Below are 14,328 nucleotides of genomic sequence, written 5' to 3'. Positions count from 1 at the left end.
GGACTTGCTCTATGTTTTGGGCCGGGGCGGACGGCAGGCGCGGATGCGGTCTGCTTTCGCCTGTGGCTATGGCGGGTTTGCCGCCTATATAGATGTCGCGCCCTTTTTCGCAATCAATGAGTGTATCTTCCCCTTGGATCGTCTCTATCTGGATCACGCCGCCACGACCCCGATGCTGCCTGAGGCGGTCGCAGCGATGGTCGACGCCATGCAAAGCTGGGCCAATCCTTCCAGCCCCCACGCCGATGGGCGCGCAGCCAGAGCGAAGCTGGAGGATGCCCGCGCCCGGATAGCAAAAGCGCTGGATTGGCCAGGCCACATCATTTTTACATCCGGCGCCAGCGAAGCGATCGCCATTGCGCTAACCCGCGCGAAAGCGGAAGCAATCGTAACTTCATCAGTCGAGCACGACGCCGTGTTACGGGTCACACCCGGGAGCAAGCGGTTGGAAGTAGGGGCCGATGGCTTAGTCATCCTGCCCTCGAATGTTGGAAAGGAAGGACTGCGGGCCATCCAACACGCCAACAACGAAACCGGAGTCGTTCAGCCTCTCGATGACATTCCTCATCTCTTCGCCGATTGCGCCCAAACAGCAGGAAAGCTTTCACTTCCGAACGCCGACATGATCGCGATCAGCGCGCATAAATTCGGTGGCCCGCCAGGTATCGGTGCGCTCCTGATCCGAGACCTCACGACTATCCATCCCAGCGGCGGGCAGGAACAAGGCTATCGCGCTGGCACGGAGAACCTGCCCGCAATCATGGCCATGGCCGCAGCGCTCGAAGCGCCACGCGAATGGCTCAAGGTCGCCGCAAACCTTAGAATGCAGCTCGACAGCGCCATAGCCGACGCTGGGGGCGATGTGGTGGCCGGAGCGTCGCCCCGCATACCAACCATCGCAAGCTATCGTATGCCGGGCGTCTCGGCCCGCGCGCAGCTTATCCGCTTTGACATGGCAGGCATCTCGGTATCCGCAGGCAGCGCCTGCTCTTCGGGCACGTTAAAAGCCAGCCACGTTCTGACCGCAATGGGCTGGGACGAAACGGCGGCAGGCGAAGTAATCCGCGTCAGCTTCGGTCCGCAAACCAGCGCTGCTGATATCGATCGCTTCGTCGCTACATGGCGGACCGTCGCGTCGTGATCTATCTCGATTATCAGGCGACGACGCCCCTCGCGCCAGAAGCGTTCGAAGCGATGGTGCCGTTGCTTCGTGATCAATTCGGCAATCCGCACAGCACCCATCGCGCCGGGCGGCAGGCGGCTGCGCAAGTCGAACTCGCCCGCGACCGAATCCTGATGGCGATGGCTATGCCACTAGGAAAGCTCGTGTTTACCTCCGGCGCAACCGAAGCAATCAACATTTCGCTCATCGGCTTATTACGCTCGGCACCGCCTGCCCGCCGCCGGATCGTGGCGCTCGCTACCGAGCATGCCGCTGTTCGCGATACCGTGCTGGCGATGGACGGCTATGAAACGATCCTGCTGCCTGTCGGACCGGACGGCTTGGTCGATCTGGAAACAGCGCGCGCTGCCATCACGTCCGACACTGCGCTAGTTACGGCTATGCTTGTGAATAACGAGATTGGCGTCATTCAACCTGTCGATGCGCTATGTGACCTGGCCCACGCAGCGGGCGCGGTCTTTCTTTGCGACGCCGTACAGGGCTTCGGGCGTGTCCCGCTCCCCCAGCAGGCCGATGCGCTCACGATCAGCGCGCACAAGGTCCACGGCCCAAAGGGCGTCGGCGCGCTTTGGCTGTGCGATGGCATCACAATCCCCCCGCTGCTTCATGGCGGCGGTCAGGAGGGCGGCCTAAGATCCGGCACGCTCTCGCCAGCTTTGTGTGCGGGCTTTGGTGTGGCCGCGGACCTCATGCATCGCCTTCGGGACAGTGACACCCAACATACCGAAATGCTGTGGCAAGCCGCATTGCGCCTGTTCGACGACTGGACGATAAACGGCAGCATGGGTGCGCGTTATCACGGCAATTTGAATATCCGCCGTGACGGAATAGACGGCGCGCGGTTGCTGTCCGAATGCCGCGACATTGCCTTTTCGCTGGGGTCCGCCTGTGCCAGTGGATCGGGTCGTCCCAGTCATGTCTTGCAAGCTATCGGTCTATCCGACAAAGAAGCCCGGGGATCGGTTCGGATCGGCTTTGGCCGGTACACGACTATCGACGAACTGGAGGATGCTGCGAAGGCGATCACGCAAGCGGCCGAGCGTCAGCTATCGGTCGCCAATGGAGCGCACGGGTCATGACGAAAGTCACATTCATCAGCGCCGACGGCAGGCAGCGGCAAGAGGTGGATGCACCCACCGGCGCCAATTTGCTGGATATTGCTCAAGCTGCCGGACAGCCGCTGGAAGGAACATGCGAAGGGCAGATGGCGTGTTCGACATGCCATGTGATTGTCACGCCGGAAGATTTTGCCCAACTCCCCCGCGCCAGCGAGGGGGAAGAGGACATGCTGGATCTCGCTGCATCGGCCACGCGCAACAGCCGCCTTGCGTGTCAGATATTGCTGACCGATGCGATTGCCAGCCTGACCGTGCAAATCCCGCCGGAAAGCCACAACATGCAGGGAATGTAAGGGATATGCGGTACGTTTTCGTGCTGGCAGCCATGGCCGCGACGACCGGCGTGCCGTCGCACGCCCAATCCGATGTAGGCCGTTTTAAGCTCGAAAGTTTAGAGCAAGCCGCCAAACCGGTGGCAGTGGCGAATCCACGTCAGATCGAGGAATCTACTGGCGGGCGCCTGGGCATCGCTCTGGTGGATGCCGAAGGGAAACTGCTCCTTGGCTTCAATCGCGAAGAGCGCTTTGCGATGTGTTCCACATTCAAGGCACCGCTCGCAGCAGCAGTGCTGATGGGCGCGGAACAGGGTCGCTATGGTATGGATGGCACCCTTCCTGTCGCGCAATCCGATTTGCTCGACTACGCGCCCGTGGTGGCGGCCAGTTTGAAAAAGGGCCGTATGCCAATTTCGGAACTAGCGAAGGCGGCCGTTGAAGTCAGCGACAACAGCGCGGCCAACCTACTTCTGCCGCTGGTGGGTGGTCCGGAAGGTTTTACCCGTTTTTTGCGGGCTCATGGCGACGATGTGACACGTCTGGACCGCACCGAACCCACGCTTAACGAAAATGCCCAAGGCGATGAACGGGACACGACCAGTCCGGCGTCGATGGTGACGGTGATGGCGCGGCTTTTGTTCCAGGATATGCCGACGTCCGCTGCGCAGCAGCTTCGCGGATGGCTGGAAAGCAGTACGACCGGCAAAGCCCGTATCCGCGCCGGTCTGCCCAAAGGGTGGCAGGTAGGCGACAAGACCGGCTCTTGCGGCACGGCCAATAACGACGTCGCGGTGTTGAAATCGCCTGGAGGCAAGGATTACGTGCTGGCGATCTATCTCGACCGTCCGACGGTGGACGCAGAAAATGCTGATGCAGCCATCGCGAGTACGGCGCGCGCTGCTGTAACGATCCTCACTGAGATCGAAAAGCGCGCAGCGCAGTGATCACGGGCTGAATACCAGAATAAGAAACACTGCAAACAAGGTGAGGTGCACTGCGCCCTCCAGCGTAGTGGTCCTCGTTCCTGAAAATGTCAGCGTGTTAAGCACCAGGGTAATCGCCAACAGCACCATGTTGGCCGCAGAAAGACCCAGAACGACGGGTTGGTCTGTAAGCAAGCCGATCAGGAGAACGGCAGGCACGGTCAGCCCAAGGGTCGAAGTTGCCGCGCCAAGGCACAGGTTTATGGCGCGGGTCAACTCGTTCGCCGCCACCGCGCGTAAGGCGGAAATGCCTTCGGGTGTGAAGACGATCATGGCGATGATGATGCCGCTTAACGCAGTAGGCGCGCCGAGTTGGCCGATCCCTGCATCCAGCAATTTCGCAAGGCTTTTCGACAGAATGACGATAGGCAGGATGTTGGCTAGCAAAAGGATGACATGCCGACTGACTGGCGCGGAATTTGGGTTGGCATGAGGCAAGGGTGTCGCGCCGGGCGTATCGTTAGCCGCTCCTGCAGCCATAAAGAAACTCTTGTGCCGTCCCGTTTGCAGCCAAAGAAAAAGACCATAAAGCGTGATAGTCAGTATGGAAAACAATGCTGATTGCACTGGCGATAACGTGCCTGCCCCAGTCGAGGTTGTGAAATTTGGCAGCACAAGCGCAATCATCGCCAACGGGATCGTCAATGCCAGATATGCACTGGCTCCCTGGAGATTGAAGCTTTGCTGACCGTGTCGTAGCCCCCCCACGAGAAGGCCCAGCCCGACTACGCCGTTGAGCACGATCATGAGCACCGCGTACATCGTATCCCGCCCTAACGTCGGCACGTCTTTGGCGCTGAGCATCACGGCTGAAATCAGCGCAACTTCGATGATCACGATGGATAAGGTCAGCACCAATGTGCCCAGTGGCTCACCCAGCGCCTCGGCCAATTCTTCAGCTTCATGAACGACGCCAAAGGCCGCCCAGAAAATTACCCCAAGCAGCCAGATGAACAGGCCGAATGCTATGACCGGCGACATATCCATCGGCTTTATGGCAGGGGCGAACATTACGGCGGCTACGGTTAGCCATGCAATGGGAAGGCGGAACGATGTCAATGTCATGCCATGACCCTAGGCAAAACATGCTCGCTTGTCATTCGCCGCATGGCGCCCAGTCTGCAAATATGGTGCGCATCTCGATACTTGCGCAGCGCGGGTAAAGCCGCCATATGCGCGACGGGAGTCGGGCGGACGTGGTCGTCGCCAACCGGGTCAGGTCCTGACGGAAGCAGCCACAACGATTTCGCTGCGGGTCGTTCCGGCTCCCACCTTTAATCCATGTGACGGCGCACCGTTCGTTTCATGATGATGCGTGGTTTACTCGCGCCAAGCCTTCGACAATATCCATCCAACCCGCTACATCCAGTCGATGACCGATTCCTCTCAGCCTTACCGCGTACTTGCTCGCAAATATCGACCAGGCAATTTCCGCGAACTGATCGGTCAGGATGCCATGGTGCAAACGCTGGGTAACGCGATCAAGCGTGGCCGCCTTGCCCATGCCTTCCTGATGACCGGTGTGCGCGGTGTTGGTAAAACCTCGACGGCCCGCCTCATTGCAAAGGCGTTGAATTGCATCGGCCCGGATGGGCAGGGCGGCCCCACCATCGATCCATGTGGTGTATGTGAGCCGTGCACCGCCATTGCGGAAGGTCGCCATATCGACGTAATTGAAATGGACGCCGCCAGCCATACCGGCGTCGATGACGTCCGTGAGATCATCGAGGCTGTCCGCTATTCCGCCGTGTCAGCACGATACAAGGTTTATATCATCGACGAAGTGCACATGCTGTCGAAGAACGCCTTCAACGCATTGCTCAAGACGTTGGAAGAGCCGCCGGAACACGTAAAGTTCCTGTTCGCGACCACCGAAGTAAATAAAGTACCGATCACGGTGCTGTCGCGCTGCCAGCGTTTCGATTTGCGGCGTATCTCCGCGGAAAAGCTCACGGCGCACTTCATGTATGTTACCGATGCCGAGGGCGTGCGTGCCGAACCGGCTGCGCTGGCTCTGATTGCGCAAGCTGCGGAAGGTTCTGCGCGCGACGGCCTCTCGATACTCGATCAGGCCATCGCGCATGCGGATATGGATGATGGCGGCCCGCTGGTAACGGCTGCGCAGGTGCGCGATATGCTTGGCCTGTCCGATCGTGGGTCCGTGCGTCGTCTTCTGGGCCTGATGCTAGGCGGGGAAGCTGCGCCGATGCTGGAGGCTGTGCGAGAACAGCATGATCTGGGCGTAGAACCGCTGGCATTGATACGCGGACTGCTTGAGATCGTACATGCGGTAACTGTAACCAAGGCCGGCCGGGGCGGAGACGATCCCGCGCAATCGGCCGAGGAGCGCGATGCGCTGGCCGAATGGGCATCCGCACTCAACTTCGCGGCGTTGCATCGGCTGTGGCAGTTGTTGCTCAAGGGGCATGATGAAGTTGCCAGCGCCATTCTCCCGCTGGAAGCGTGCGAGATGGCACTACTGCGCACGGTTCATGCGGCGACTTTGCCGGATCCAGGCGAACTGGCCCGGATGCTGCGCGAGGGAGGTGGCATGCCAATCGCCCCTCAGGCTATCGCTTCCTCGCCATCGCCGGCGGGAAAGCCAATGCCTGACAGCTTCTCGGGACTTATCGAGATGCTGCGTGGCGACCGTAGCTCCGGCAGCGCCAGTATGGCTGTGACACTGCATGATGAGGTTGGTCTGGTGCGCTTTGCACCGCCGGAACTGGTCTTTCGTCCTCGCCGCGCGTTGGAGGCTGGTTTCGTTCAGGAACTGTCAAAGCGGTTGGGTGATATAACGGGGCAACAGTGGCAAGTGATGATCGGCGATGGACCGGTCGAGCCAACCCTTTGGGAGCAAGAGCAGGCCGCCGAGGACGCGGCGCGACAGGCGATATTGGCGACGCCGATTGTCAGTGCGGCGATGGCGGCTTTCCCCGATGCCGAACTGCTGAATACCGAAGACACCGAAAAATGGAGCGTGAGCGCATGAAAGACTTGAATGAAATCCTGGGCATGGCGAGCCGTGTGCAGGAAGAATTGACCAAGGCTCAAGAAAACCTGGATAATATCGAAGTTGAAGGCGTGTCTGGCGGCGGCGTCGTAAAGGTGCGCGCGTCGGCAAAGGGCCGCATCATCGGGGTAAGCATCGACGAAAACCTGCTGGTGCCATCGGAAAAGCAGATCCTGGAGGACTTGATTGCCGCCGCGTTGAACGACGCACGCAAAAAAGCCGATGAGGTCAGCAACGCGGAAATGGGTAAATTGACCAGCGGTATCCCGTTGCCGCCCGGTTTCAAGCTACCGTTCTGAGTAGGTTTTGACGTGTCGGCTTTTCATACCATCGGCCGATTGAACCACTTCCGCCGAACGCCCATATAATAGGGAAGGCGCCATGTTGCGTGCCACGGAGATAGCATGACTACCAATTACCCGTTGTTGCCGTTGCGCGACATAGTCGTATTCCCGCAGATGATCGTTCCGTTGTTCGTCGGACGTGACAAAAGCGTCGTGGCGCTCGAAAAGGCGATGGAAGCCGACAAGGAAATTTTCCTTGTGTCGCAGCTTGATCCTGCGGAGGACGATCCGGATCGCGATGCCTTGTACGACACTGGGGTAATTGCGACCGTCCTGCAATTGTTGAAGCTGCCAGACGGCACCGTTCGCGTTCTGGTAGAAGGCAAACAGCGTGCGCGTTTGGACGAATTGGTTACCCTGTCGGACCACCTAACCGCGAGCGTAGTCGTAATCGAAGATATCGTTGCGGACACGCCGGAAGCGTCTGCGCTTATGCGCTCCGTTGCGGAGCAGTTCGAAAACTACGCCAAACTCAATAAGAAGCTGCCGGCAGAAACGCCTGTGCAGTTGCGCGAGATCGAAGATGCTGGTCGACTTGCCGATGCGGTGTCCGCCAACATCAATGTGAAGGTCGCTGACAAGCAATCGTTGCTGGTGGAAGCCGATCCCGTCAAGCGGCTGGAAATGGTGTTTGCCTTCATGGAAGGTGAACTTGGCGTCTTGCAGGTCGAAAAGAAAATTCGTGGCCGCGTAAAACGGCAGATGGAAAAGACTCAGCGCGAATATTACCTCAACGAGCAGTTGAAGGCGATCCAGCGCGAACTCGGCAATGGCGAAGGTGAAGATGCCGACGAGTTGGCCGAACTTGCGCAGAAGATCGCCAAGACCAAGCTGAGCAAGGAAGCGCGGACAAAGGCGACGGCGGAGCTGAAGAAGCTCAAGACGATGCAGCCGATGTCGGCGGAAGCCACGGTCGTTCGCAATTATCTCGATGTGTTGCTCGGTCTGCCTTGGGGCAAGCGCGGCAAGGTGAAGAACGACTTGCGGCAAGCGCAGGAAATTCTGGATGCCGATCATTTCGCCCTGGAAAAGGTGAAGGACCGGATCGTCGAATATCTGGCGGTTCAGGCACGGACCAACAAGCTGAAGGGGCCGATTCTGTGCCTCGTCGGACCTCCGGGCGTTGGCAAGACGTCGCTCGGTCGATCGATTGCCAAGGCGACAGGCCGCGAATTTGTGCGCCAGTCGTTGGGCGGTGTGCGCGATGAAGCCGAAATTCGCGGCCATCGCCGTACCTATATCGGGTCGCTGCCAGGCAAGATCGTCACGAACCTGAAGAAGGCGGGAACGATGAACCCGCTGTTCCTGCTCGATGAAATAGACAAGCTGGGTCAGGACTTCCGTGGAGATCCTGCGTCGGCTTTGCTCGAAGTGCTTGATCCCGAACAGAACGGTAAGTTCCAGGATCACTATCTGGAAATCGATGTCGATCTGTCCGACGTGATGTTTGTCACGACGGCTAACAGCCTTAACCTGCCTCAAGCTTTGCTCGACCGTATGGAGATCATCCGGCTGGAAGGGTATACCGAGGACGAAAAGGTTGAGATCGCTCAGCGCCATCTGATCGCTAAGCAGGTTGAAGCGCATGGCCTGAAAGATGGCGAATTCGAAGTCACTGAAGCCGCCGTTCGCGACCTTATCCGTTACTACACGCGGGAAGCAGGCGTTCGCACGCTCGAAAGGGAAATTGCCCGACTGGCGCGAAAGGCGCTGCGCAAGATCCTTGAAGGTGAATACAGCCAAGTCGTCATTACGCCGGACAATCTGGCGGACTATGCAGGTGTACGGAAGTTCCGCCATGGCATGGGTGAAGAAGAAAACCAGATCGGCGCCGTGACGGGGCTGGCATGGACCGAAGTAGGCGGCGAGTTGCTTACCATCGAATCCGTGACCGTGCCGGGCAAGGGCGCAATCCGGACCACTGGTAAGCTCGGCGATGTGATGACCGAGTCGATCCAGGCTGCATTTTCCTATGTGAAGGCGCGTTCGCCGGGTTATGGCATCAAGCCGAGCATATTTACGCGCAAGGATATCCATATCCATCTTCCCGAAGGCGCTGTTCCCAAGGACGGCCCATCTGCCGGGATCGGTATGGTTACCTCCATCGTCAGTACCCTGACCGGCATCGCGGTGCACAAGGACGTCGCTATGACCGGCGAGGTTACGTTGCGGGGTCGGGTGTTGCCGATAGGTGGCCTCAAGGAAAAGCTTCTGGCGGCGCTGCGCGGGGGCATCAAAACGGTATTGATACCGGCTGAGAACGAAAAAGATCTCGCGGAGATTCCTGCGAACATCCTTAACGGGCTCGAGATCATTCCTGTCAGCCACGTGGATGAAGTGCTGGCGCGGGCTTTGATTACGCCATTGGAAGCGATCACCTGGACTGAAGAAGACGATCTCGCGGCGCAGCCACGTCCTCTTGGAAATGGGGAAAATGATGTTGCAGTGCGGCATTAAAGGCCGGTTTTTCGGGCTATTGTCTCGAAAAGGGGCATTTTGAAGCTTTGAAACTTCCAAGGCGCAGGATTTTGTCGCTTTCTCTTTGACAGCGGCAAAATCCTGCGCCTTTATTGCCTGCCTAGCCCGCGATTCCCGACGATCAAACCAACAAGGGGTTCCCAGAACATGAATAAACAGGATCTCATTAGCGCAGTAGCGGACAGTAGCGGCCTTTCCAAAAGCGATGCGATCAAGGCAGTCGAAGGCATGTTCGAAGCTGTGACCGGTGCATTGAAGAAGGGCGACGAAGTCCGGCTGGTAGGCTTTGGAACATTTTCGGTCACCAAGCGCAAAGCGTCGACCGGACGTAACCCGCGTACGGGCGAGACCATGACGATCAAGGCATCGACCCAGCCCAAGTTCAAGGCAGGCAAAGGTCTTAAGGACGCCGTCAACTAAACGACCGCTGCGACGAAAGGCGACAGGCGCAACATCTCTCAGTCGTAGTGACGAGCGGTCGGCGATAATCTCGCCGAGCGGTTGGCACGTGTGGCTAGGGCTGGAGAAAAGCGGGGCACGGTGCCCCGCTTTTTCCGTTTTCGGCCCTTCGACGGCACAAGCCGTGCATTGGCCGCAAATGCGTACTTGACGGTTGGGTCCGCTGCGCCCTATGGGCCGTCTTCCCCGCAATTCGCGGGTGTGGCGATCGTAGCTCAGTTGGTTAGAGCGCCGGTTTGTGGTACCGGAGGTCGTGGGTTCAAGACCCATCGGTCGCCCCATTATTTTTATTTTTGCGCATGACGCCGCTGCGCTAAAGCGCGCGGCACATCGCGTTTTCGGGTGGCTTTTCCCGCATCGGCGCATTATTGCGTGGTTCAGTAATTTTATTACGAGGACCATATGACCGCTGCCTGGGATCTGCCTGACTTTGACGACCATGAGGGTGTCCACCTGTTTCGTGACCGGGCTAGCGGCCTGACGGCTGTTATCGCCATTCATTCCACGACTTTGGGTGCGGGTGCCGGTGGCACGCGGTTCTGGCATTATGCCGACCGGACCGACGCAATCACCGACGCGCTGCGGCTGTCGCGCGGCATGAGTTATAAAAACGCCATGGCGGGGCTTCCCATGGGTGGGGCAAAGGGCGTGATCCTGGCAGATGCGGCGAAAACCAAAACGCCTGCAATGCTCGAAGCGTTCGGGCGCGCGGTCGATTCGCTTGGCGGTCGTTACGTGACGGCGGAGGATGTCGGCATTTCCGAAAGCGACATGATTACGATATCCAAGGGGACACGGCACGTCTCCGGCTTGCCGGTCGCGGCCGGTGATGCGGGCGGCGATCCGGGGCCGTTCACCGCCTATGGCATCTATCTGGGCGTCAAGGCTGCGGTCGGGCACGCCTTGGGCAAAAGCGACATGGCGGGTGTGCATGTCGCCATTCAGGGCGTTGGCAGCGTAGGCGGCGGCCTTGCCCGCTATCTGGCCAAGGATGGCGCGAAGCTGACGCTGGCCGATGTGAACAGCGACCGGGCCAAGGCGCTGGCGGCGGAGCTGGGTGGCGAGGCCGTTGAAGCTGAGGCGATCATCGGCGTGGAAGCGGATGTGTTCAGCCCCAATGCGTTGGGTGCGATCCTGAATGAATATAGTATTCCTTTGCTTAAGACGGGAATCGTCGCGGGCGGCGCCAACAACCAGCTTGCGACCCCTGCGGATGCAGCGCGGCTCCATGGGCGCGGTATCCTGTATGCGCCGGATTATGTCATCAACGCAGGCGGGATCATCAACGTCGCCCTTGAATATCTGGGGCAGGGCGACCGAGATGAAGTGAACGGGCGGATCGAGATGATTCCCGACCGGCTGCGCGCGATCTGGACGGAGAGTGCTGCAAGCGGCCGACCGGCGGCCGATGTCGCCGATGCGATGGCGCAGAAGCTGATCGGGCGCGGGTAAGCGCGTCGGTCGGTTGAGCGCGGCTTCGTTTTGAGGGCTGTCGATGCTCGGAAGGTTACAAAGGTGACACTACGTTACCTCCCCGTGGGCGTGTCATAGGGAGGGGTGGCGAGCGAAGATTTTCGCGGAAAGCCTCAAAGGCCCCACTACGTCACCACCCATTGTGGCTGTCCGGGGTTAGATCCCGGATGAAACTTCCCGAAGCCCGACGCGCGCGCTTCCATGTTCCTGTCTGCGCAGGAACATGGTGGACTGTGGTTCTAGGTTGTTCCCCGGCCTTCGCCGGGGAACGGGATGGATCATGTGGTCAGCACCGTCTAATGCCATCATTGTATTTCTCCCTCGCCGCACAGGCTCAGGCCAGCCACAGGCTCCCCGCCTGAGAGACTTAGTGTTGTTGCAGCATGAGGCGCTGCGGTCCTATTCGGCCGCACGAATGTCGCCAGAATGCACATAGTGCAGTCAAATTGCCGCCTGGCTGTCGTGCCTTTGCGTCATGAGCGCAGAGGCGAGAGGGGATACGCGAACAAGGACTTCGTGCAGGGCAACGGGCTAAGCACGGGCGGGGTTTAGCGGAGTGGGGTGTGTGTAGGACAGGGGAATATCTGAGGTTGCCGTTTATCAATTCATGATATATCGATATTCAATAATTTCAGGCATCGGGATTGTCATGCTGCGTGCGACTCGGCTTTCGATTGTGGTGTTGACCTTCGCCAATTGGGTGGCAATTGCGTTCTTCACCTTAACCGTCCTTTGCGTGCTGCTGGACGTTCCGCTTGCTGCAGATCGCGTGAAACGGGTTGCTTTGCCGGGCAACGCTGACACCCTTAAGCAGATTGTTGTGACCATCCTACTGATAGGCATTACGACCAGCGTAGCCGTAGATCGAATTTTCCGCCAAATTCTGTGCATCCTTGATTCTGTCGTAGCAGGTCAGCCGTTTGTGTCGGCAAATGGCTCACGGCTCCGAGCTATGGCGTGGTATTTATTAGTAATTCAGATTCTTGACACCGGCTTCGCTTTTGCAATTCGCACAATCAACCATCTCGTTAATCACGCGCCTTTTGGTTGGGGACCGTCTGCAACCGGATGGATTGCGATACTGCTTCTTTTTGTTCTAGCCCATGTTTTTACACAGGGAGCAGCTATGCAGGATGAACTGGAGGGTACAGTTTGATGCCTGTCAGAGTGCAACTTGACGATCTTCTCTGGCAGCGGCGCATGACGCTCACTGACCTTGCAGATCGCGTCGGCATCACGCTGGCAAACCTCTCGATCCTAAAGACAGGCAAGGCCAAGGCTATCCGTTTTTCAACATTGGAAGCGATCTGTCGGGAGCTTGGCTGCCAACCGGGAGATTTGCTGAGTTTCGAGCTGGAGTGAACGCCATGCTATGGTCGTTACGGAGCGTCTATGTGCGTTGCTGGCGCTATGCTTTTGCTTGCCCTGTGCTATTCAGCTTACCGATCGTGACCGAAGCGATGCAGCACGTCGCTGAGTATAGCCAAGGCTTTTATGCCGATCTCGCCAGCGCCAAGGCAAACGAGCATAGCATGCTCAGGATGGCGTTCGGCACCGTGAAAATATTGTCGGTGCTGATAGCGCGCTATTGGGTTATTCGCTGGTTAGAATGGGGCGATGGCAAACGAACTTTCGGTTTTGATGGTCGAAGCATTGCGACATTCACGCCTTGGCTGATTTTCGAAGCTGCAATCACCTTTCCAACGATCTGGCTACCCGTTTTTGCGCCCTCGCTCGGTAGACCTGTCATGATTCTTAGCATCATCTCATTTGTTCTTAGTCTGCTCTTTTCCGATTGGAGCCGAGCAGCTTCAATAGGTCAGAGCGGCGGTCCGGTCCGTTCAGCCCGAAAGGTCGCACCAGTATTTCTTTGGGCGTTAGCGTTCAATCTAATTGCATTGCTGCCTATAATGACTTTGCATTACGCATTGATGATGGTCGCAATGAACGGACACCACGTAATACGATGGATAGTATTAGCGGCAGACACAATAGTCGTAGGATACTTAAGCGCTATCGTTTGTGGCGTACCTTGGTTTGTTTCCGAGCATGCTTTAGCGCGGTTCGCTGTTAGGCACGCTAAACTACAGTAACTGAAATAGCAGCATCTCGCCAACCCATCAATTATACCGTCGAAGAAGCCCCGCCAGTTTGCCCTGGATGCGGACCTGTTGCGCGTTGTAGATCTGCGGTTCGTAAGCGCTGTTGGCGGGGTCCAGGCGGACGCGGGGGCCGTCTTTGCGGAAATATTTTAGGGTGGCTTCGGCATCGTCGATGAGAGCGACGACGATCTGGCCGTCGCGCGCAACTTCCGTACGCTGGATGAGTGCGAAGTCACCGTCGAGGATGCCGGCTTCCATCATGGAGTCGCCGGAGACTTCCAGCGCATAATGTTCGCCTGAACCTAGCAGGGCCGCAGGGACGGACAGCATGTTCTGCCCTTCCATCGCTTCGATGGGAACACCGGCGGCGATGCGACCGTGCAGCGGGATTTCGATCACATCGTTGGCGGCGATGGGGATATGCGGCACGGATACCTTGGGCGGAATGACCGCAGGGGTCGCGGCCAGCAGCGCAGCAGCCTTTCGCGCGCGTTCCAGTCCTTCGGGAAGTTTCAGCACTTCGAGCGCACGGGCGCGGTTGGGCAGGCGGCGGATGAAGCCGCGTTCCTCCAGCGCGTTGATGAGGCGATGGATGCCGGACTTGGAACGCAAGTCGAGCGCTTCCTTCATCTCCTCGAACGACGGGGAAACACCGCCTTCCTCAAGGCGATTGTGGATGAACGTGAGCAATTCTTGCTGCTTGGGCGTTAGCATATCAGACCTCATCCTTTGGAACGGACGGGGAACGTATAGGAAACGCATGGGGTCACGTCAAGCGTTTGGCGATTATGCGCGTGAGGACATGCAAGATGCCGTTCCCCTGCGAAAGCAGGGGGCCAGAGGGCAACAAAGCACTGCGCGTGAGACCCTGTTCCCCTGCTTTCGCAGGGGAACAGGTAC

14 protein-coding genes, 1 tRNA gene and 1 other RNA gene are annotated in these 14,328 nt (G+C 58.4%); 14 read left to right on the top strand and 2 right to left on the bottom strand.

What is annotated here, in order from left to right:
- The first annotated feature begins 172 nt into the window (after positions 1-172).
- The 4 genes from QMG56_RS02690 to bla are packed head-to-tail and all read left to right on the top strand — an operon-like array spanning position 173 to position 3,520.
- Positions 173-1,141 carry a cysteine desulfurase family protein gene (locus tag QMG56_RS02690; protein ID WP_375713633.1) on the top strand — a complete coding sequence of 323 codons (969 nt, stop codon included), beginning with the start codon at positions 173-175 and terminating at the stop codon, positions 1,139-1,141.
- A complete protein-coding gene (locus QMG56_RS02685) occupies positions 1,120-2,262 on the top strand; it encodes a cysteine desulfurase family protein (RefSeq protein ID WP_281821038.1) in 1,143 nt (380 codons plus the stop codon). Before QMG56_RS02690 ends, QMG56_RS02685 begins: the two co-directional genes overlap by 22 nt.
- Positions 2,259-2,594 (top strand): 2Fe-2S iron-sulfur cluster-binding protein, encoded by a 336-nt coding sequence (locus QMG56_RS02680; RefSeq protein WP_281821037.1) that lies wholly within the window; start codon positions 2,259-2,261, stop codon positions 2,592-2,594. The genes QMG56_RS02685 and QMG56_RS02680 overlap by 4 nt, the downstream gene beginning before the upstream one ends.
- A gap of 5 nt (positions 2,595-2,599) precedes the next feature.
- Positions 2,600-3,520, top strand: a complete 921-nt coding sequence (gene bla / locus QMG56_RS02675) for a class A beta-lactamase (RefSeq protein WP_375713625.1) — start codon at positions 2,600-2,602, stop codon at positions 3,518-3,520.
- Here the strand turns inward: bla and QMG56_RS02670 are convergent, their stop codons facing one another.
- Positions 3,521-4,624, bottom strand: coding sequence for a calcium:proton antiporter (locus QMG56_RS02670; protein ID WP_230188177.1), 1,104 nt, complete (start codon positions 4,622-4,624; stop codon positions 3,521-3,523). It abuts the gene before it with no gap.
- Positions 4,625-4,737: 113 nt separating this feature from the next.
- Between QMG56_RS02670 and ffs the strand changes: the two genes are divergently transcribed.
- The 10 genes from ffs to QMG56_RS02620 all read left to right on the top strand — a co-directional run bounded on the left by ffs (position 4,738) and on the right by QMG56_RS02620 (position 13,419).
- Positions 4,738-4,835: signal recognition particle sRNA small type (gene ffs / locus QMG56_RS02665), an RNA gene on the top strand.
- Positions 4,836-4,931: 96 nt separating this feature from the next.
- Positions 4,932-6,551 carry a DNA polymerase III subunit gamma/tau gene (locus QMG56_RS02660; RefSeq protein WP_281821036.1) on the top strand — a complete coding sequence of 540 codons (1,620 nt, stop codon included), beginning with the start codon at positions 4,932-4,934 and terminating at the stop codon, positions 6,549-6,551.
- Entirely contained in the window at positions 6,548-6,871 is a 324-nt protein-coding gene (locus tag QMG56_RS02655; RefSeq protein WP_281821220.1) for a YbaB/EbfC family nucleoid-associated protein, read from the top strand. The genes QMG56_RS02660 and QMG56_RS02655 overlap by 4 nt, the downstream gene beginning before the upstream one ends.
- 105 nt (positions 6,872-6,976) lie before the next feature.
- Positions 6,977-9,373, top strand: a complete 2,397-nt coding sequence (gene lon, locus QMG56_RS02650; RefSeq protein ID WP_281821035.1) for an endopeptidase La — start codon at positions 6,977-6,979, stop codon at positions 9,371-9,373.
- A gap of 168 nt (positions 9,374-9,541) precedes the next feature.
- Positions 9,542-9,814, top strand: a complete 273-nt coding sequence (locus QMG56_RS02645; protein WP_230188179.1) for an HU family DNA-binding protein — start codon at positions 9,542-9,544, stop codon at positions 9,812-9,814.
- A gap of 243 nt (positions 9,815-10,057) precedes the next feature.
- Positions 10,058-10,134: transfer RNA gene (locus tag QMG56_RS02640), tRNA-His, on the top strand.
- Between the two features lie 121 nt (positions 10,135-10,255).
- Positions 10,256-11,305 (top strand): Glu/Leu/Phe/Val dehydrogenase dimerization domain-containing protein, encoded by a 1,050-nt coding sequence (locus tag QMG56_RS02635; RefSeq protein ID WP_281821034.1) that lies wholly within the window; start codon positions 10,256-10,258, stop codon positions 11,303-11,305.
- Positions 11,306-11,975: 670 nt separating this feature from the next.
- The gene (locus QMG56_RS02630) at positions 11,976-12,482 is read left to right on the top strand and encodes a DUF2975 domain-containing protein (protein WP_230188181.1); all 507 of its coding nucleotides are present in this window, start codon (positions 11,976-11,978) and stop codon (positions 12,480-12,482) included.
- Positions 12,482-12,688, top strand: coding sequence for a helix-turn-helix transcriptional regulator (locus QMG56_RS02625; protein WP_230188232.1), 207 nt, complete (start codon positions 12,482-12,484; stop codon positions 12,686-12,688). Before QMG56_RS02630 ends, QMG56_RS02625 begins: the two co-directional genes overlap by 1 nt.
- Positions 12,685-13,419, top strand: a complete 735-nt coding sequence (locus QMG56_RS02620; RefSeq protein ID WP_281821033.1) for a hypothetical protein — start codon at positions 12,685-12,687, stop codon at positions 13,417-13,419. Before QMG56_RS02625 ends, QMG56_RS02620 begins: the two co-directional genes overlap by 4 nt.
- Positions 13,420-13,446: 27 nt before the next feature.
- Here QMG56_RS02620 and lexA read toward each other — a convergent pair whose 3' ends face one another.
- Entirely contained in the window at positions 13,447-14,142 is a 696-nt protein-coding gene (lexA, locus tag QMG56_RS02615) for a transcriptional repressor LexA (RefSeq protein WP_230188183.1), read from the bottom strand.
- Positions 14,143-14,328: the final 186 nt, after the last annotated feature.

It is taken from the genome of Sphingobium sp. BS19 (assembly GCF_027925545.1).
Taxonomy (GTDB): Bacteria; Pseudomonadota; Alphaproteobacteria; order Sphingomonadales; family Sphingomonadaceae; genus Sphingobium.
This window is presented reverse-complemented; position numbering and strand designations above follow the sequence as displayed.

Excerpts from the sequence above, each read along its gene's own strand:
- QMG56_RS02635 (WP_281821034.1), top strand. The coding sequence starts at position 10,256 with ATGACCGCTGCCTGGGATCTGCCTGACTTTGACGACCATGAGGGTGTC.
- QMG56_RS02645 (WP_230188179.1), top strand. The coding sequence starts at position 9,542 with ATGAATAAACAGGATCTCATTAGCGCAGTAGCGGACAGTAGCGGCCTT.
- QMG56_RS02630 (WP_230188181.1), top strand. The coding sequence starts at position 11,976 with ATGCTGCGTGCGACTCGGCTTTCGATTGTGGTGTTGACCTTCGCCAAT.
- QMG56_RS02660 (WP_281821036.1), top strand. The coding sequence starts at position 4,932 with ATGACCGATTCCTCTCAGCCTTACCGCGTACTTGCTCGCAAATATCGA.
- lexA (WP_230188183.1), bottom strand. The coding sequence starts at position 14,142 with ATGCTAACGCCCAAGCAGCAAGAATTGCTCACGTTCATCCACAATCGC.
- QMG56_RS02680 (WP_281821037.1), top strand. The coding sequence starts at position 2,259 with ATGACGAAAGTCACATTCATCAGCGCCGACGGCAGGCAGCGGCAAGAG.
- QMG56_RS02655 (WP_281821220.1), top strand. The coding sequence starts at position 6,548 with ATGAAAGACTTGAATGAAATCCTGGGCATGGCGAGCCGTGTGCAGGAA.
- QMG56_RS02670 (WP_230188177.1), bottom strand. The coding sequence starts at position 4,624 with ATGACATTGACATCGTTCCGCCTTCCCATTGCATGGCTAACCGTAGCC.
- QMG56_RS02690 (WP_375713633.1), top strand. The coding sequence starts at position 173 with ATGCTGCCTGAGGCGGTCGCAGCGATGGTCGACGCCATGCAAAGCTGG.
- QMG56_RS02625 (WP_230188232.1), top strand. The coding sequence starts at position 12,482 with ATGCCTGTCAGAGTGCAACTTGACGATCTTCTCTGGCAGCGGCGCATG.
- bla (WP_375713625.1), top strand. The coding sequence starts at position 2,600 with ATGCGGTACGTTTTCGTGCTGGCAGCCATGGCCGCGACGACCGGCGTG.
- lon (WP_281821035.1), top strand. The coding sequence starts at position 6,977 with ATGACTACCAATTACCCGTTGTTGCCGTTGCGCGACATAGTCGTATTC.
- QMG56_RS02685 (WP_281821038.1), top strand. The coding sequence starts at position 1,120 with ATGGCGGACCGTCGCGTCGTGATCTATCTCGATTATCAGGCGACGACG.